We start from the raw sequence: 15,681 nt of genomic DNA, 5'->3' as shown, positions 1-15,681 counted from the left end.
AGAAGCTATCAAAACAGTAGCGACTCACTGGCTGGCGCTGTCTCGCTGGTACAGGTGCTTTTGAAACCCCACAAAAACCTGCCTGATCTGCTCCGGGTTGCCTAGGTCTTTGACTGCATCTGCGATCGCGTTGTTGTAGCGCAGCCGCAGCAGCGGTGAGAGTTTTTCGGTGTCCAGTTCGTCCACACCCTGTTGCACATATTGGGTCAACACAAAATCCACAAAGGCCTGTTGCCTGGTATTGAACTGCTTGTGGGTTGCCACCGTTGCCCTGTTGGCGCGCACCGTTCGGGTTTCCGTCGCCGTGGCAAAGGCGACATAGGCGAGCACATCGAACAAATCGCTCTTGTCCGCTTCGATGATTTTTTGCATCTCGGCCAATGGCGCGCGGCTGAAACCTTTATCTGCCAGGCCCTCCAGAAGCGCCTTGCGGGTGCCTGGGTCACTCCAGATGGCGCGCAGCTCGTCTTCATCCTTGAAAAAATCCGGCAACACGCCGAACAGGCTTTCCATGAACTGCGCGGCCGACAGCGGTATGCCGTCCGGTCCCCAGAAGCTGGTGGCCACCATGCTCTGGATGTTGCGCACCTTGCCGTCCGCCAGCTTGACCTTGATCTTCTGGGGGCGCGGCGGCGGCGGTGAGCCGGGCGGAGGCGGTTCGCCAACGCCGTTGTTGCCTGGCTCGCGAGGCAACTTCGGCGGCGGCGCGGTGGGCTCAATCGGTTCCCCATCCCACTCCGGGTCAGAGAACAACTGGTGCGCCTTCACGAAGTCGTAAATCGTGAAGTAGTCCTTGCCTTCGTACAGGCGCGTGCCACGACCGATGATCTGCTTGAACTCAATCATGGAGTTGACGGGCCGCATCAGCACGATGTTGCGCACATTGCGTGCGTCCACGCCGGTCGAAAGTTTTTGCGAGGTTGTCAGGACGGTCGGAATCGTCTTTTCGTTGTCCTGAAACTCGCGCAGGTGCTGCTCGCCCAGCGCGCCGTCGTTGGCGGTCACGCGCTGGCAGTAATTGGGGTTGCCACTGGTGTTGTTCTGGTTGATCAGGTCGCGCACCGCCAGCGCATGGTCTTGCGTGGCACAAAACACAAGGGTCTTTTCGCGCTGGTCAATCATGCCCATCAGCTTCTTGACGCGGTACTCCTCGCGCTGCCGGATCTCGATGATGCGGTTGAAGTCCGTCTCCATGTAACGCTTGCCGGATTCGATCTGGCCTTCCACCAGCGTGTCGTCGGCGGTGTACACATATTCATCCAGCGTGGTCGCAATCTGCACCACCTTGAAAGGCGTCAGGAAACCATCGTTCACGCCTTCCTTGAGCGAATACACATACACCGGCTCACCGAAGTAGGCATAGGTGTCCACGTTGTCCCGCCGCTTGGGCGTGGCCGTCAGCCCCAGTTGCACGGCGGGAGAAAAGTACTCCAAAATGGCGCGCCAGTTGCCCTCATCTTTGGCGCCGCCCCGGTGGCATTCGTCAATGATGATCAGGTCAAAGAAGTCGGGCGGGTAGTCGCCAAAGTAAAACCCCCGTTCGGGCTGAGCTTGTCGAAGCCCCCCATCAGGCGACCCTTCGACTCCTTCGGCGACGCTCAGGACAGTCTCGGGGCGGCCCGAGGCAGAAGCACCGCTCATGAAAGTCTGGAAGATGGTGAAGAAGATGCTGCCGTTCTTCGGCACCTTGCCCTTTTTGCGGATGTCTGCCGGGTCAATGCGCACCAGCGCGTCGTCATCAAAGGCTGAAAACGAGTTGTAGGCCTGGTCGGCCAGGATGTTGCGGTCGGCCAGAAACAGGATGCGCGGCCGGCGGGTGGGTTCTGCATCGCTCTTCCAGTCCTTGAGGTTCCAGCGGCTGTGAAACAGCTTCCAGGCCAGCTGGAAGGCAATGAAGGTTTTGCCCGTGCCGGTCGCCAACGTCAGCAGGATGCGCTCCTGCCCCTTGGCTATCGCCTCCAGCACATTGTGGATGGCGTTGTCCTGGTAGTAGCGTGCGCCCCAGGTGCCGCCCCTGTCTTCAAACGGCACGGCGGCAAAGCGGTTGCGCCAGGCGTTCTGCTCGGCAAAGGTCAAAGCCCACAGCGCATCGGGCGCAGGGTAAGCCGCCACGTCGCCCTCTTTGCCGGTGGCCATGTCGATGCCGTAAATGACCTGCCCGTTGGTCGCGTAGCTGTGCCGCACCGCCAGCTTGCCGGCATAACTCTTGGCCTGCGCCACGCCTTCGGTGTGCGGCTTGCCCCAGGCCTTGGCTTCAATCACCGCGAGTTTGGTGTTGCGGTAAACCAGCACATAGTCGGCAATCTCGGGCTTGGCGCGCACGCCGCCGCCCTGCAGCCGCCCCTCGGTGATGCGAAACTCGCGCCGCACCACGCTGCCCTCGACCACGCCCCAACCCGCGGCAGTCAGCGCAGGGTCGATGTGCTCGGCGCGGGTTTCGGCTTCATTCATGGGGGCATCACGTAGGGGGCGAAGTCATTGCTGTCTCGCGTGAGCAACTGCATCAGCTTGGGGTGGATAAAAAGCTTTTCCTTGGCCTCGGCGTTTTCAATCAGCACGCCAATGTCAACCAGTTGCTTCAAATACTGCGAGGCGGTCTGGCGCTTGGCAATGCCTGCCTCTGTCAGATTGGTGATGCGGCAATAAGGCAGTTCAAAAATCAGGCTTACCAGCTCGTGGCTGTAAATCTTGGGCAGGCGGTGTTTGACGTAAGCCGTGGTGTGCTCGGTCAGCGCGCGCATGGCGGCTATCTTGGCGGTGGTCCACACCGCCGTTTCTTCAATGCCCTTGAGGATGTAAATAATCCACGGCTCCCAGGCCTGCTCGCGCGTCACCTGCAGCAGCAGGCGGTAGTAGTCGGCCTTGTTCTTGATGATGTAGCGGCTCAAGTAAAGGATAGGCAGCGTGAGCAGGTTTTCTTCAATCAGGTACAGGCTGTTGATGATGCGCCCGGTGCGGCCATTGCCGTCGGTGAACGGGTGGATCGCCTCAAACTGATAGTGACCCACTGCCATGCGGATCAGCGGGTCATGCTCCACCTCGTTGTGCAGGTAGCGCTCCCAGTTGCCCAGCAGGTCACGCAGCACGCCTTCACCCTCGGGCGGCGTGTACACAATCTCGCCCGTGGCACCGTTGGAAAGCCGCGTACCCGGTGTGCGCCGCACCGACATTTGCACAGCCTTGATGTGGGTGCAGATGTCTTCGACCGTGCGCGTGCTCAGCGGGTACTGCCCCAGCGCGCCAAAACCTTGCAGTAGCGCGCGGCTGTAGCGCAGCGCCTCTTTGGTGGCCGGGTCGGCATGTTCTTCGTTGCGCTGGTGTTGAAACAGCTTGTCTGCCGTGGTGACGATGTTCTCAATCTCCGAGCTGGCCCGCGACTCCAGCAAGGGCAGGGTGTTGATCAGCACCGCCTGGTTGGGAATCAGTTGCGCCGCCTGCTTCAGTTCCGCCAGCGCCGCCCGCGCCGCAATGCACTGCTTGAGCACCGCCCGCGTCTCCAGTTCTGCGCCGGGTGGCAGCGGCGGCAGCGTGTTGTAGGGCTGGTCAGCCTTCCAGAGTACGGCACTCATGTTCAAGTTTTATGATTTTTTCGACATAACCTTGGGTTTTGGGCAGTTTATGTCGATGACATCGACACGTCAACCAGTTGTGTCGAGATTTATCAAATAAATCGACGCATTTTGACTGTGTGTCGATTGTTCGCCCTGTTTCAGCAGATTTTGTGTATAGAAAATCGTAATTTTTTATCACGTTGATGCCGATATGTCTAAAAACAGCGGTTTTTGATCACACCCACATCGGCGACGAACATTGGAGTGGCTGTCATCCATGGAAAACGGCGTTCAGTGGTAATCGTCTTCACGTTGGTGGCGGATGGCACCAATGATGATGGTCTGGCTGTCCACAATCTCGAACAAGGCCACATAGCCAGTTCGGCCAAACGGAATAATCAGTTCACGGATAAAAGAGCTGCTCCCTGCCTTGCGACAGGCAAACGGCGATGAGGCCAGAAAGGCCATGCCGTCCTTGATCGCCTGCACGGCCCTGTCGGGGATATCCAGGTCGCCTGTTTCACTGTCGAGTTCACGTTGCAGCGCGAAGTCAAACAGTTGCTCCAGGTCAAGGGCCGCGGCTTCACTGAACTGGACCGTGTAGGTCATCCGCCGCGTTGCGCCCTGGCCTGCCTGGCTGCAGCCAGCCTGGCCTCCAGCCTGGCAACCACCGTCTCAGCGGGAATGCCGCCGCCGTCGCGTTTGGTCGCCTCGATGGCGGCAATGCCCCGCCGGACAAACTCTGCCTGGTTCTTGCGCCTGGCGACGGTGGCACGAACCGCGTTCTCCACAAATTGCGACAGCGATTCGCCTTGCTCAAGCACACCTTCGAGTTCGAGCCTGAAATCAGGTGCAACACGGATGGGAGGGAGTGTGGCTGTTTTCATGGATTTATTGTATTGCAATTGCTATGCAAATCGCAACTTCCATCGAACTGACAAGGAATCCTTGTCAGTTGCCAATCACCTTCACAGCGCGCCGCTGAACGCCTGGTGCAGCAGCGACTTTTTCAGCTCGGCCAGGGCGGCGAGCTTTTGCTGGTAGATGGATTCGAGGCGTTGGGTTTCTATCGAAAGCTCTTCAATGCGGGCGACTAACTTGCGGAGTATTGGCAGCGGTGGAATTGGCAGTTTGAATCTACTTAGCACTTCTCCAGTGAAGTGCTGAATACCTGTCCCCGAAAAGTGCTGCTTAAGCAATCCACTTTTATCCTGCCAATACAAGAAGTACACAAACCACTTGTTGTGATCTGGCTCATGGAATCTGACTCTATGAAGCGCCTTCTGGAAATAGATGGGGTCCTCCCCATCCCAAATTGCAGCGCGTCCTGGATAACCGCCTTCGCAAATTAGCACATCGCCTTTGACCGCCGTGTATCTGGCAGCCTCAGCTTCGAGAAATCGCATCTCCAAAATGTCGGATAGGTCGAATGCGAACCAACGCACATTGATGTTCCTCAGGTAGGGCTGAAGATCACCTTTGTTTTTTACCTTATCGAGCATTTTCCCCAGTGAATGCTTGGCAAGGACGCTAATCGTCTTTTCTTCCCACCCATCGCCCCGCTCTGAAAAAACGGATTGCAGATGGCTTTCAAACAGCGCACGGGCATTCTGGAGGTTCCTTTCGGCGTTGGCTTTGGCGGTGGCGATGCCGTCAAACGCTTCGTCGAGGATGGCGACGATGCGCTGTTGTTCCTTAACGTCCGACGGAACACTCACCATCTCTCCATGCACATCATTCCTGTTTAGCGTGGGAACTCCAGTTCCACCGGAATATTTCTTCAGATCAAATTTGTGCAGCAGATGAAATACAAAACGCGGATCATTGCCGTGAAAGTCCTTGATATAAAGCGTCGTATTCAAGGGCCAGAAGTCTTCTTCGATAAAAAAAACATTGCCGATACTTCCGCTTCGACCAGTCACCACGCCCGGCCCGACAACAGGTGCCTCACTATGGGTATCGCTTATCCCGCTAGAACTTACTAGAGGAAACTTTCCCGGTATCCGATCTTGTGTTGGCAGATCAAAGCCACGCTGAAGAGTACAAACCTCCCCAAGCGGTCTAGTCACCCACCCTGTCCTCACGACACCATGCCTCGGATCAATGCAAGCACTTCTGCACTTTCAACATCGAGAGCTGCAATCTCGTCCATGATGTCTTGCGGGCTGCGATGCCCTACCTCATCGCCGCCATTGGGACTCTTCACCGACAGATCAAAAGTTTTCGCACTAATCGCCGCCACATCCACCGACCACGACTGCGCCGAATCCGCAAACCGTTTCTGCAACTCCACAAACTGGATCATGTCCTTGTCATTGAGCGGATTGGTCTTGCCCATGTTGCGCCCTGGGTCCAGCTGGTAATACCAGACCTTGCGCGTAGGCGCGCCCTTCACAAAAAACAGCACCACGGTTTTCACGCCCGCGCCCTGAAAGGTGCCGCCGGGGCAGTCGAGCACGGTGTGCAGGTTGCAGCTTTCCAGCAGCAGCTTGCGCAGGCTGATACTGGCGTTGTCGGTGTTGCTTAAAAAGGTGTTCTTGATGACGATGGCGCCGCGGCCGCCGGCTTTCAGAATCTTGATGAAGTGCTGCAGAAACAAAAAGGCGGTTTCACCGGTCTTGATGGGGAAGTTCTGCTGCACTTCCTTGCGCTCCTTGCCGCCAAACGGTGGGTTCGCGAGGACTATCTCGTAGCGGTCTTTCTCCTGTATGTCGTCGTTATGCAAAGCCAGCGTGTTGGCATGGACGATGTTGGGCGCTTCGATGCCGTGCAGGATCATGTTCATGATCGCAATCACGTAGGCCAGGCTTTTTTTCTCTTTGCCGTAAAAGGTTTTGGTCTGCAGCGTGCGGTGGTCTTTGGTACTCAGGTTGGGTTTGGCGCTCAGGTAGTCAAAGGCCTCGCACAAAAAACCGGCCGAGCCGACGGCGCCGTCATAAATGCGCTCGCCGATTTGCGGCGCGGTCACCTGGATCATGGCGCGAATCAGCGGGCGCGGCGTGTAGTACTCGCCGCCGTTGCGCCCGGCGTTGCCCATGTTCTTGATCTTGGCCTCGTACAGGTGCGAAAGCTCGTGCTTTTCCTGCTGCGAGCCAAAGCGCAGCTCATCAACCCGGTCAATCACCTCGCGCAGGTTGTAGCCGCTCTGGATGCGGTTCTTGATTTCGCCAAAAATCTCGCCGATCTTGTACTCAATCGTGTCCGGCCCGGTGGCGCGCTGCTTGAAGCCATGCAGGTAGGGAAACAGCTTGCCGTTGACAAACTCGATCAGGTCGGGGCCGACCAGGGCGGCGTTGTGGTCCAGCTTGCCGTCGGGCGTTTTGGGTGCGGCCCAGTTTTCCCAGCGGTAGTCGGCGTCGAGAATGGCTTTGTATTTCTTGCCGTCGAGCGCGGCCTCTACGGCCTTGTCGGTTTCCAGCGCAGCCAGGTACTTGAGGAAAAGCAGCCAGGAGGATTGCTCGGTGTAGTCGAGTTCGCTGGTGCAGCCCGCATCCTTGTGCAGGATGTCGTCGATATTCTTGAAAGTCTGTTCAAACATGCCCGGAATCTTCTGAATCGGGATGCAAACCATCCCGGTGCGGGGAGGTTACAGGAAAAAAGGGGGTTGCCGACCGGGCTGGGCTCTGTGACGGTGAAAACGGTTTGTCAGGTCATTCTTGCAAGTGTTTTTGGCCTCCAGCCCTTATTTCGCTTACGCAAGCAGCTATCAAATGAGTAGCAATTTCAGGCTTCCATTAAGACTTCATGACGAAACAACTGACTGGCGTTCGCCCTGAGCTTGTCGAAGGGCCCTTCGTCGAGCTCAGGACAGGCTTCGACAGGCTCAGCCCGAACGGGGGTGTCACGAATTACGAAAAAATCAGCAGTTGATTGACAAGACGCCGGAACCGCTTGTTTGCAACCTCCTGGCACTGGGCGAACAGCCTCACAGCCATCTTGTTAAACTACGCGTCTGCCTTTGTAGCTCAGTGGATAGAGCGATCCCCTCCTAAGGGATAGGTCGCAGGTCCGATTCCTGCCAAGGGCACCATCTTTTCGCTGTTGTGACGATCAGGTGCTGAACGGCTATGCCGCTTCAGGCCGACTCACTTGGACAGCAGGCGCATCGCCTCTTCCAGCCCCTTGATGGTCAGTGGGTACATGCGCTGGTTCACCAGCTGCTGGATCACGCTGATGCTCTGGCGGTATTGCCAGACGCCTTGCGGCTCGGGGTTGATCCAGACAAATTTCGGGAAGGCGTTGGTCAACCGCTGCATCCACTCGGCGCCGGTTTCCTCGTTGTTGTATTCGACGCTGCCGCCCGGCTGCAGGATTTCGTAGGGGCTCATGGTCGCGTCGCCGACGAAGATCAGCTTGTAGTCCTTGTTGTACTTGCGGATGATGTCCCAGGTCGCAAACTTCTCGCTGAAGCGGCGCCGGTTGTTCTTCCACATGAAGTCATAGACGCAGTTGTGGAAGTAATAGAACTCGATGTGCTTGAACTCGGTCTTGGTGGCCGAGAACAGTTCTTCGACGCGGCTGATGTGTTCGTCCATGGTGCCGCCCACGTCCATCAGCAGCAGCACCTTCACGTTGTTGTGGCGCTCGGGCACCATCTTGATGTCCAGCCAGCCGGCGTTGGCCGCGGTGGAGCGTATGGTGTCGTCGAGGTCCAGCTCTTCCACATGGCCTTCACGCGCGAACTTGCGCAGGCGGCGCAGTGCGACCTTGATGTTGCGCGTGCCCAGCTCCTGCGTGTCGTCGTAGTCCTTGTAGGCGCGCTGGTCCCAGACTTTCACCGCGCTTTTGTTGCGGCTTTTTTCCTGGCCGATGCGTATGCCCTGCGGGTTGAAGCCGTTCGCGCCAAACGGCGAGGTGCCGCCGGTGCCTATCCACTTGCTGCCGCCTTCGTGGCGTTCCTTCTGCTCTTCAAAGCGCTTTTTCAGCGTCTCCATGAGCTCGTCCCAGCCCATTTTCTCGATCTTGGCCTTGTCTTCCGGGCTGAGCTCGAGCTCCAGGTTCTTGCGCAGCCACTCGAGCGGAATGTCCTTGGTGAAGTCGGCAATCATCTCCACACCCTTGAAGTAGGCCGCAAAGGCGCGGTCAAACTTGTCGTAGTGTTTTTCGTCCTTCACCAGCACGGTGCGGCTCAGGTAGTAGAAGTCGTCGATCTTCCAGGCGCCTTCGCCTGTGCGATTGTCCTCGCCTTCACCGACCTCGCCGTCCTCCCCCTTGCCGCTGTTGGGCCCGACCACGCCGGCCTGCAGCGCCTCGAGCAGCATCAGGTATTCCTTGACCGAGACCGGCAGCTTGGCCGAACGCAGGGTGTAGAAGAAGTCGATCAACATGGTTAATTTCCTGGCCAGCGCTCAGGGCTCTGACGAAAATGCAAACAGGAAAGAATGGAAATTTTCTCCCCGACAATTCGGTAGTGCAAGCCGTAAGGGAATTTGCGTAGTTTGGCACTGCGATAAGGTGCATTGGCCACGGGGTAGCGCTCGGGGTTTCGAGCCAGTGCTTCTTCTAACGCCGCAATGCTGCGCAAGAACTCTTCACCGAGCCCCGACTGTCTGGCCTCGTACCAATGGAAGGCAGCAAGCAAGTCATCTCTGGCGCTGGCTTCGAATACGACGGCAAATTTCACAAACGGACACCCAGGGACAAGGCAATGTCTTGCAGCGAAGTCCCCGAACCAGGGTGCGCATCTGCCCAGGTCGCGCGGCGGTCCAGTTCCGCCTTCAGGGCGTCACTCATAGGGGGCAGGAGTTCTTCATCAATGCTGTCCCACAAGTCTTCCACGAGTTGCAGTTTTTCGTGGACACCTAAGACCTCAATTTCTTTCAAAAGGGTGTTCATGGATAACTCCTTTGGACTTTCAATGGCTACCGATGATTATGAAACCATTCAATCCGAAGCGGGGCGGACGGTTCTCCGCTTCGCGGGGCGTTGTATCAGGTTCTCGGCTTGTCGAGCAGGTACAGCAGCTGCGCCTTGACCTCCGGCCACTCACCCGAGCGCAGGCTGTACATCACCGTGTCGCGGATGGTACCGTCGCGCCGCAGCGCGTGGCCGCGGATCACGCCGTCTTTTTTGGCGCCCAGGCGCTCGATGGCGCGCTGCGAGGCGAAGTTGAAATTGTCGGTGCGCCAGCCCACCACCTGGCAGCCCAGGGTCTCGAACGCGTGCGTGAGCATCAGCAGCTTGCAGGTGGTGTTGACATGGGTGCGCTGGCAGCGCGCGGCGTACCAGGTGTAGCCAATCTCCACGCGTTTCACGGCCGGTAAAATGTCGTGGTAACTGCTGCTGCCCAGCACCGTGCCGCTGGCGGCATCGCGCACCGCAAAGGCAAAGCGGTGGCCGGCGTCGCGAGCCTTGAGCGCGTCGTCGATGTAGGCGCGGGTCTGGTCCGGTTCGGGCACCGAGGTCACGCGCAGTTTCCAGAGTTCACCGTCGGCGGCCGCGGCGCGCAGGCCGGCTTCGTGGCCGAGTGCCAGCGGCACCAGCTCGACGCCGCGCCCGGAAAGAATGACGGCTTGCACAAAACTCATGTGTCTTTGCCCTGTTTTTTCGCCTGCGCACGGCGCCAGCGCCGCGCGATCTGCAGCCCCAGACCACCGCCCAGGCCGACCAGCACGATGCCGCCTATGGCGCTGTTGCCGTAACCGGCGGCAAAAATGTCCAGGCCGAAAAGGCGGCCCAGCCAGAAGCCGAGCAGCGCGCCGCCGACAAACCCGACAGCGTCGGACAGGCCTTCGACCAGGAGGTTGCGGTTGTCGCTTGCCATGGCTTGTCTAGCGGTTGTGGCGTTGCATGAACACCAGTTTTTCAAACAGCGTGACGTCCTGCTCGTTCTTGAGCAGCGCGCCCACCAGCGGCGGCACGGCGACCTTGTCTTCCTTGCTTTGCAGCGCTTCCAGCGGAATGTCTTCGGCCACCAGCAGCTTGAGCCAGTCCAGCAGTTCGCTGGTGGACGGCTTTTTCTTCAGGCCGGGCAGGTTGCGCACGTCGTAAAAGGTTTTCATGGCCGCGGCCAGAAGTTCTTTCTTGAGGCCGGGGAAGTGCACGTCGACGATCAGTTTCATCGTGTCGGCATCGGGGAACTTGATGTAGTGGAAAAAGCAGCGGCGCAAGAAGGCGTCGGGCAGTTCTTTTTCATTGTTCGAGGTGATGAAGACCAGCGGCCGGTGCTTGGCCTTGACCAGCTCGCGCGTCTCGTAGCAATAGAACTCCATGCGGTCGATCTCGCGCAGCAGGTCGTTCGGGAACTCGATGTCGGCCTTGTCGATCTCGTCGATCAGCAGCGCCACCGGCTCGTCGGCCGTGAAGGCCTGCCAGAGTACACCCTTGATGATGTAGTTGTGGATGTCCTTGACCTTTTCGTCGCCGAGCTGCGAGTCGCGCAGGCGCGACACTGCGTCGTATTCATACAGGCCCTGCTGCGCCTTGGTGGTGGACTTGATGTGCCATTGCAACAGCGGCAGTTTCAGGGCTTCGGCCACCTCCTCGGCCAGCATGGTCTTGCCGGTGCCGGGCTCGCCCTTGACCAGCAGGGGCTTTTTCAGAGTGGCGGATGCGTTGACGGCGAGCATCAGGTCCTGGGTGGCGACGTAGTTTTTGGAGCCTTGGAATTTCATGGTGGACAGGAGGTGTAAACGGGAAGAGGGGTGAATCTGCGGTGATTAAGCCGGGGCAGGACCGGGCCGGGGCAGGCACAGATATAATCAGCGGTTGTTTTTTATAACAAATTCTCACCTGATTGTGCGCGCAAAATGACCAAGCTGTTCACCACCTTATTCGCCCTGGCTGTCTCATTTGTGACGGTTTCCGCCCATTCCCAGGACATCAAGGGTGATGTCAAGGCCGGCGAAACCAAAAATGCCATGTGTATCGGCTGCCATGGCATCAAGGGTTACCAGGCCAGCTTCCCCGAGGTCTACAAAGTCCCCATGATTTCAGGCCAGAGCGTCAAGTACATTGACGCGGCCCTGCACGCCTATAAAAAAGGCGATCGCAAACACCCCACCATGCGCGGCATCGCCGAAACCTTGAGCGACCAGGACATTGCCGATCTGTCCGCGTATTACGCCCAGCATGGCGTGACCGAAGGCGCGGCCGCCGCAGCGCGCACCGCCAAAACGCCCAGCCCGGCGGTCGCTGCCTTGCTGGGCAAGGCCAATTGCGCGTCCTGCCACGGCGCCGACTTCAGCAAGCCGATCGACCCGTCTTACCCCAAGCTCGGCGGCCAGCATGCCGACTACCTGTTTGTGGCGCTCAAGGCCTACAAGGTCGAAAACAACAGAACCGTGGGTCGCGGCAACGCCATCATGGCCGGCATGGCCAAGCAGTACACCAACGCGGAACTCAAGCAGCTGGCCAACTACATGGCATCGGTCGAAGGTGACCTGAAGGTGGTTCCGCAGAGCAAGTTCCGTTGAGCTTGAGCCCCCACGCTTTTCACTGCGTGTAATGCGCTGCCCCCCGAGGGGGTTAATTTTCCTAGGGGCGGCCCGTCGGAAAATTGGCCGCTTCGCATTCACAAAAAAGCCGCTGATTTCAGCGGCTTTTTTTGTGGGCCAATGACCCGGACGGTGGTCGTGGGCCTCTTTCTTTTTTCAAGCAGGGGCCGCGGGTCCGGCCTTGGCCTGTCCTGAGCTTGCCGAAGGGCCGGCCCGCAGGCGCAGCGGCCCCCTCGGGGGGCATCCTTCGACAGGCTCAGGACGAACGGAAATCAGCGAGTAACCGTGGGGACTAATCTCTTGTGGCCTGGCGCTGCACGCAGGCGATGTAGGCGGCGCCGTCGGGCGGGCGGCCGGCGCGCTGGCTTTCCCAGACCATCTGGCCCAGGCAGTCCATGGCTTCATGGTGGGCGTCGTGCAGCGAATTGCGCCGGGCGGTCAGCAGCTCGACGGCCTGCCGGATACCGCGCGGCTGATCAATCGAACACTGCTCGCTGATCGACAGGTGCATGGACAGGTGGAGGAAGGGGTTGGTCTTGCCGCCTTCCACGTCGTACATCTTCTCCAGCGCCGCATTGGCATCGGCAAAGTCGGCGTGGTACTCGGGGTGCTCGTCGATCCACTGGCTTGCTATGATTTCAATAGCTTCCAGCGTTTGCCCTGAGCGGGCCTTGGCATAAACGGAACAAAAAAAACGACGGACGTCGGCTTGCGAAGGCGTGAACATGGCTCAAGCGTAGCATGGGGCCTGTGGTGGTCGCCGCTGTGGTGTTTTCGGGACGCGAAAAGGTCCGTCGGCAATGTCCTACGCGCCCTGGAGGGGCTTATCGCTTAGATTACGCTCACGGCAGCGTGATCCCGGCAAGCGCGCGCCGGCATACCCATCATCCGGCGAGGAGAATTTCATGAATGCAGTCAGAATCACAGGCATTGTCCTGATCGTGCTCGGCCTGGCCGGCTTTTTCACCGGCGGTTTCAGCTTCACCAAGGACACCACCAAAGCCAACATCGGCCCGCTCGAGCTGGTCGTCAAGGAAAAAGAGTCGGTCAATGTGCCCCAGTGGCTCAGCATTGGCGCAATTGTCCTGGGCGCCGTGGTGCTGGTGATGGGCTCGCGCAAGTCATAGCCCCCACGGTCGCTCTACTAGCGTGTAGCTTCCTGCCCCCCGAGGGGGCCGCTGCGCCTGCGGGCCGGCCCTTCGACCTCTTCGACGGAGCTCAGGACAGGCGGCTCAGGACAGGCCAAGGCCGGACCCGCGGCCCCGGCTGGTTTGACGCTCCTCACGTTCGTTCACCGCGTGTAACTTTCTGCCCCCAAGGGTGCGAATTTCCCTTGGAACATCCGGCGCGTGCCTGCCCTGCTCATCCCTTGCTCTGCACAGCCAGCAGGCGTGAAATCGTTTGCGCGGCAGCCAGCAGGGCCGGCAGCATGCTGTCCTGCATGGCCCTGGCGCTGGTCCGGTTGGCCTGGCCGCTGATGTTCAGGGCTGCCACCGTCTTGCCCTGCCGGTCCAGAATCGGCGCGGCCATGGACACCAGTCCTTCTTCCAGTTCCTGGTTCACCAGGCACCAGCCCTGCTTGCGCGTCTGCGCAATTTTCTGGCGCAGGGCGTCCAGGTCCGTCACCGTGTGCCGGGTGAGCGGCGCCAGCCCGGAGGCTTTCAGGCAGGCCATGGCTTCGTCTTCCGGCAGGCCGGCCATCAACACGCGGCCCATGGATGTGCAGTAGGCCGGCAGGCGCGAGCCGACCCCCAGCGTGATGCTCATGATCTTGTGGGTGGCGACACGCATCACATACACAATGTCCGTGCCTTCCAGCACCGCGGCAGAGCACGACTCCCCGACCTCCTTGGCCAGACCTTCCATCACCGGTTCGGCCAGGTTCCAGATCGGCATGGACGACAGGTAGGCGAAGCCCAGGTCCAGGATGCGCGGGGTCAGGGAGAAAAACTTGCCGTCGCTGACGACATACCCCAGCGTCTGCAGAGTCAGCAAAATGCGCCGTGCACCGGCGCGTGTCAATCCGCTGCGTGCCGCCACCTCGCTCAGCGTCTGCCGCGGCGACTGCGCACTGAAGGAGCGGATGACCTCCAGCCCGCGTGCAAAGGACTGGACATAACTGTCGCCCGGCGCGGGACCGGGCCGGCCATCAGGACCGGAAGGGGATGCAGCAATTGCCATGGGTGCGGAAATCTCCTAAAATTCATTATACGAACATTTGTTCTACATAAGAACAAATTCAAGACACGTGATTTTTCCGGTGGAGACCGCTTCATGATCAACAAGACAGCCCGGTCGGTGGCCGAGGCGCTGGCCGGTGTGCAGGACGGGGCCACCGTGCTGATCGGCGGTTTCGGCACCGCCGGCATCCCGAACGAACTGATTGACGGGCTGATTGCGCAGGGTGCAAAGGACCTGACCGTGGTCAACAACAACGCCGGCAATGCCGACACCGGTCTTGCCGCGCTGCTCAAGACCGGCCGCGTGCGCAAGATCATCTGCAGCTTTCCACGGCAGGCCGACAGCTACATTTTTGACGAGCTCTACCGCGCCGGCAAACTCGAGCTGGAACTGGTGCCACAGGGCAACCTGGCCGAGCGCCTGCGCGCGGCGGGTGCCGGCATAGGCGCGTTTTTTTCCCCGACCGGCTACGGCACCGAACTGGCAAAACATGCCGATGGTTCGCCCAAGGAAACCCGTGAAATCAATGGCCGGCACTACGTGCTGGAAATGCCGATCTACGGCGACGTGGCGCTGATCAAGGCCGAGCGCGGCGACCGCTGGGGCAACCTGGTGTACCGCAAGGCGGCGCGCAACTTTGGCCCGGTCATGGCGACGGCGGCCAAACACACGGTGGCGACTGTCCACGAGATCGTGGCGCTCGGCGCGCTGGACCCGGAACACATCGTGACCCCCGGCATCTTTGTGCACCGGATCGTGAAAATTGACCGTGTCGCCACGCAGGGCGGCGGCTTCAAACAGGCGGCCTGACATGACCTACCAGAAACGCAGCAAAGACCAGCTCGCCGCCCGCGTGGCGCGCGACATCCATGAAGGGGCCTACGTGAACCTGGGCATCGGCATGCCGACCCAGGTCGCCAACCACCTGCCCGAGGGGATCGAGGTCATCCTGCAGAGCGAGAACGGCATCCTCGGCATGGGGCCGGCGCCTGGCGAGGGTGACGAGGACTTCGACCTGATCAATGCTGGCAAGCAGCCGGTGACCCTGCTCAAGGGCGGCTCGTATTTTCACCATGCCGACAGCTTTGCGATGATGCGCGGCGGCCACCTGGACATCTGCGTGCTTGGTGCCTTCCAGGTGTCCGCCACCGGCGACCTGGCCAACTGGAGCACCGGCGAGCCCGGCGCCATTCCGGCCGTGGGCGGCGCCATGGACCTGGCCATCGGGGCCCGGCAGACCTGGGTCATGATGGACCTGCTGACCAAGAAGGGCGAGAGCAAGGTGGTCAAGACCTGCAGCTACCCGCTGACCGGCATTGGCTGCGTCAAACGCATCTACTCCGACCTGGCCACCCTGGAATGCACGCCGCAAGGCCTCCGGCTGGTGGACAAAGTCGAGGGGCTGGCGCACGACGAGTTGGAGAAGCTGGTCGGCCTGCCCATCGCCTTAAGTGCCTGATACTTCGCCTGATATTTTTATTCACCCGTTGACCGTTCGGGCTGAGCCTGTCGAA

General features: G+C 59.6%; 18 protein-coding genes and 1 tRNA gene. 5 read left to right on the top strand and 14 right to left on the bottom strand.

Translation table 11 applies throughout. The features are described from left to right. Positions 1 to 24: 24 nt before the first annotated feature. The 6 genes from hsdR to B7G52_RS13220 form a co-directional block, all read right to left on the bottom strand. The gene (hsdR, locus tag B7G52_RS13245; protein ID WP_096698041.1) at positions 25 to 2,451 is read right to left on the bottom strand and encodes an EcoAI/FtnUII family type I restriction enzme subunit R; all 2,427 of its coding nucleotides are present in this window, start codon (positions 2,449 to 2,451) and stop codon (positions 25 to 27) included. Then, the gene (gene fic / locus B7G52_RS13240; protein WP_096698040.1) at positions 2,448 to 3,569 is read right to left on the bottom strand and encodes a protein adenylyltransferase Fic; all 1,122 of its coding nucleotides are present in this window, start codon (positions 3,567 to 3,569) and stop codon (positions 2,448 to 2,450) included. Before fic ends, hsdR begins: the two co-directional genes overlap by 4 nt. A gap of 273 nt (positions 3,570 to 3,842) precedes the next feature. Beyond that, on the bottom strand, positions 3,843 to 4,160 hold the full coding sequence (locus B7G52_RS13235) for a type II toxin-antitoxin system RelE/ParE family toxin (RefSeq protein ID WP_096698039.1): 318 nt from the start codon (positions 4,158 to 4,160) through the stop codon (positions 3,843 to 3,845). Further along, complete coding sequence (locus B7G52_RS13230; RefSeq protein ID WP_096698038.1) at positions 4,157 to 4,438, bottom strand: YlcI/YnfO family protein; 282 nt, start codon at positions 4,436 to 4,438, stop codon at positions 4,157 to 4,159. The genes B7G52_RS13235 and B7G52_RS13230 overlap by 4 nt, the downstream gene beginning before the upstream one ends. An 81-nt stretch (positions 4,439 to 4,519) precedes the next feature. Next, the gene (locus B7G52_RS24135; protein ID WP_240523447.1) at positions 4,520 to 5,620 is read right to left on the bottom strand and encodes a restriction endonuclease subunit S; all 1,101 of its coding nucleotides are present in this window, start codon (positions 5,618 to 5,620) and stop codon (positions 4,520 to 4,522) included. 11 nt (positions 5,621 to 5,631) lie between these two features. Then, positions 5,632 to 7,089 carry an N-6 DNA methylase gene (locus B7G52_RS13220; protein WP_096698056.1) on the bottom strand — a complete coding sequence of 486 codons (1,458 nt, stop codon included), beginning with the start codon at positions 7,087 to 7,089 and terminating at the stop codon, positions 5,632 to 5,634. A gap of 416 nt (positions 7,090 to 7,505) precedes the next feature. On the opposite strand from B7G52_RS13220, the gene B7G52_RS13215 reads away from it, so the two are divergent. Continuing rightward, positions 7,506 to 7,581: transfer RNA gene (locus B7G52_RS13215), tRNA-Arg, on the top strand. A gap of 55 nt (positions 7,582 to 7,636) precedes the next feature. On the opposite strand, the gene B7G52_RS13210 is transcribed toward B7G52_RS13215, so the two are convergent. The 6 genes from B7G52_RS13210 to B7G52_RS13185 form a co-directional block, all read right to left on the bottom strand. Next, the gene (locus B7G52_RS13210) at positions 7,637 to 8,878 is read right to left on the bottom strand and encodes a VWA domain-containing protein (protein WP_096698036.1); all 1,242 of its coding nucleotides are present in this window, start codon (positions 8,876 to 8,878) and stop codon (positions 7,637 to 7,639) included. Positions 8,879 to 8,880: 2 nt separating this feature from the next. Further along, positions 8,881 to 9,174: a type II toxin-antitoxin system RelE/ParE family toxin gene (locus B7G52_RS13205; RefSeq protein WP_170954767.1), complete on the bottom strand. Its 294-nt coding sequence runs from the start codon at positions 9,172 to 9,174 to the stop codon at positions 8,881 to 8,883. Beyond that, positions 9,171 to 9,386 carry an addiction module protein gene (locus tag B7G52_RS13200; RefSeq protein ID WP_096698034.1) on the bottom strand — a complete coding sequence of 72 codons (216 nt, stop codon included), beginning with the start codon at positions 9,384 to 9,386 and terminating at the stop codon, positions 9,171 to 9,173. The genes B7G52_RS13205 and B7G52_RS13200 overlap by 4 nt, the downstream gene beginning before the upstream one ends. Before the next feature lie 95 nt (positions 9,387 to 9,481). Next, complete coding sequence (locus tag B7G52_RS13195; RefSeq protein ID WP_096698033.1) at positions 9,482 to 10,078, bottom strand: GNAT family N-acetyltransferase; 597 nt, start codon at positions 10,076 to 10,078, stop codon at positions 9,482 to 9,484. Continuing rightward, on the bottom strand, positions 10,075 to 10,314 hold the full coding sequence (locus B7G52_RS13190) for a hypothetical protein (RefSeq protein ID WP_096666585.1): 240 nt from the start codon (positions 10,312 to 10,314) through the stop codon (positions 10,075 to 10,077). The genes B7G52_RS13195 and B7G52_RS13190 overlap by 4 nt, the downstream gene beginning before the upstream one ends. A gap of 7 nt (positions 10,315 to 10,321) precedes the next feature. Then, on the bottom strand, positions 10,322 to 11,164 hold the full coding sequence (locus B7G52_RS13185) for a MoxR family ATPase (RefSeq protein WP_096698032.1): 843 nt from the start codon (positions 11,162 to 11,164) through the stop codon (positions 10,322 to 10,324). Positions 11,165 to 11,299: 135 nt separating this feature from the next. Here B7G52_RS13185 and B7G52_RS13180 point away from each other — a divergent pair, with 135 nt between their 5' ends. Beyond that, entirely contained in the window at positions 11,300 to 11,965 is a 666-nt protein-coding gene (locus B7G52_RS13180; protein WP_096698031.1) for a cytochrome c, read from the top strand. A 313-nt stretch (positions 11,966 to 12,278) separates the two neighbouring features. On the opposite strand, the gene B7G52_RS13175 is transcribed toward B7G52_RS13180, so the two are convergent. After that, positions 12,279 to 12,713 (bottom strand): DUF1841 family protein, encoded by a 435-nt coding sequence (locus B7G52_RS13175; RefSeq protein ID WP_096698030.1) that lies wholly within the window; start codon positions 12,711 to 12,713, stop codon positions 12,279 to 12,281. A 178-nt stretch (positions 12,714 to 12,891) separates the two neighbouring features. On the opposite strand from B7G52_RS13175, the gene B7G52_RS13170 reads away from it, so the two are divergent. Further along, the gene (locus B7G52_RS13170) at positions 12,892 to 13,113 is read left to right on the top strand and encodes a hypothetical protein (RefSeq protein ID WP_096698029.1); all 222 of its coding nucleotides are present in this window, start codon (positions 12,892 to 12,894) and stop codon (positions 13,111 to 13,113) included. A 235-nt stretch (positions 13,114 to 13,348) separates the two neighbouring features. On the opposite strand, the gene B7G52_RS13165 is transcribed toward B7G52_RS13170, so the two are convergent. After that, entirely contained in the window at positions 13,349 to 14,167 is an 819-nt protein-coding gene (locus tag B7G52_RS13165) for an IclR family transcriptional regulator (protein WP_096698028.1), read from the bottom strand. A 93-nt stretch (positions 14,168 to 14,260) separates the two neighbouring features. Here B7G52_RS13165 and B7G52_RS13160 point away from each other — a divergent pair, with 93 nt between their 5' ends. Beyond that, positions 14,261 to 14,977, top strand: a complete 717-nt coding sequence (locus B7G52_RS13160; protein ID WP_096698027.1) for a 3-oxoacid CoA-transferase subunit A — start codon at positions 14,261 to 14,263, stop codon at positions 14,975 to 14,977. A 1-nt stretch (position 14,978) separates the two neighbouring features. After that, positions 14,979 to 15,626 (top strand): 3-oxoacid CoA-transferase subunit B, encoded by a 648-nt coding sequence (locus tag B7G52_RS13155; RefSeq protein WP_096698026.1) that lies wholly within the window; start codon positions 14,979 to 14,981, stop codon positions 15,624 to 15,626. Positions 15,627 to 15,681 lie beyond the last annotated feature (55 nt).

Source organism: Polaromonas sp. AER18D-145 (assembly GCF_002379095.1).
Lineage (GTDB): Bacteria > Pseudomonadota > Gammaproteobacteria > Burkholderiales > Burkholderiaceae_C > Polaromonas.
This window is presented reverse-complemented; position numbering and strand designations above follow the sequence as displayed.

What these genes read in the sequence shown, in the direction of transcription:
- B7G52_RS13175 (WP_096698030.1), bottom strand. Translation starts at nt 12,713, where the DNA reads ATGTTCACGCCTTCGCAAGCCGACGTCCGTCGTTTTTTTTGTTCCGTT.
- B7G52_RS13185 (WP_096698032.1), bottom strand. Translation starts at nt 11,164, where the DNA reads ATGAAATTCCAAGGCTCCAAAAACTACGTCGCCACCCAGGACCTGATG.
- B7G52_RS13230 (WP_096698038.1), bottom strand. Translation starts at nt 4,438, where the DNA reads ATGAAAACAGCCACACTCCCTCCCATCCGTGTTGCACCTGATTTCAGG.
- fic (WP_096698040.1), bottom strand. Translation starts at nt 3,569, where the DNA reads ATGAGTGCCGTACTCTGGAAGGCTGACCAGCCCTACAACACGCTGCCG.
- B7G52_RS13190 (WP_096666585.1), bottom strand. Translation starts at nt 10,314, where the DNA reads ATGGCAAGCGACAACCGCAACCTCCTGGTCGAAGGCCTGTCCGACGCT.
- B7G52_RS13155 (WP_096698026.1), top strand. Translation starts at nt 14,979, where the DNA reads ATGACCTACCAGAAACGCAGCAAAGACCAGCTCGCCGCCCGCGTGGCG.
- B7G52_RS13210 (WP_096698036.1), bottom strand. Translation starts at nt 8,878, where the DNA reads ATGTTGATCGACTTCTTCTACACCCTGCGTTCGGCCAAGCTGCCGGTC.
- B7G52_RS13160 (WP_096698027.1), top strand. Translation starts at nt 14,261, where the DNA reads ATGATCAACAAGACAGCCCGGTCGGTGGCCGAGGCGCTGGCCGGTGTG.
- B7G52_RS13200 (WP_096698034.1), bottom strand. Translation starts at nt 9,386, where the DNA reads ATGAACACCCTTTTGAAAGAAATTGAGGTCTTAGGTGTCCACGAAAAA.
- B7G52_RS13220 (WP_096698056.1), bottom strand. Translation starts at nt 7,089, where the DNA reads ATGTTTGAACAGACTTTCAAGAATATCGACGACATCCTGCACAAGGAT.
- B7G52_RS13235 (WP_096698039.1), bottom strand. Translation starts at nt 4,160, where the DNA reads ATGACCTACACGGTCCAGTTCAGTGAAGCCGCGGCCCTTGACCTGGAG.
- B7G52_RS13195 (WP_096698033.1), bottom strand. Translation starts at nt 10,078, where the DNA reads ATGAGTTTTGTGCAAGCCGTCATTCTTTCCGGGCGCGGCGTCGAGCTG.
- B7G52_RS13180 (WP_096698031.1), top strand. Translation starts at nt 11,300, where the DNA reads ATGACCAAGCTGTTCACCACCTTATTCGCCCTGGCTGTCTCATTTGTG.
- B7G52_RS13165 (WP_096698028.1), bottom strand. Translation starts at nt 14,167, where the DNA reads ATGGCAATTGCTGCATCCCCTTCCGGTCCTGATGGCCGGCCCGGTCCC.
- hsdR (WP_096698041.1), bottom strand. Translation starts at nt 2,451, where the DNA reads ATGAATGAAGCCGAAACCCGCGCCGAGCACATCGACCCTGCGCTGACT.
- B7G52_RS13170 (WP_096698029.1), top strand. Translation starts at nt 12,892, where the DNA reads ATGAATGCAGTCAGAATCACAGGCATTGTCCTGATCGTGCTCGGCCTG.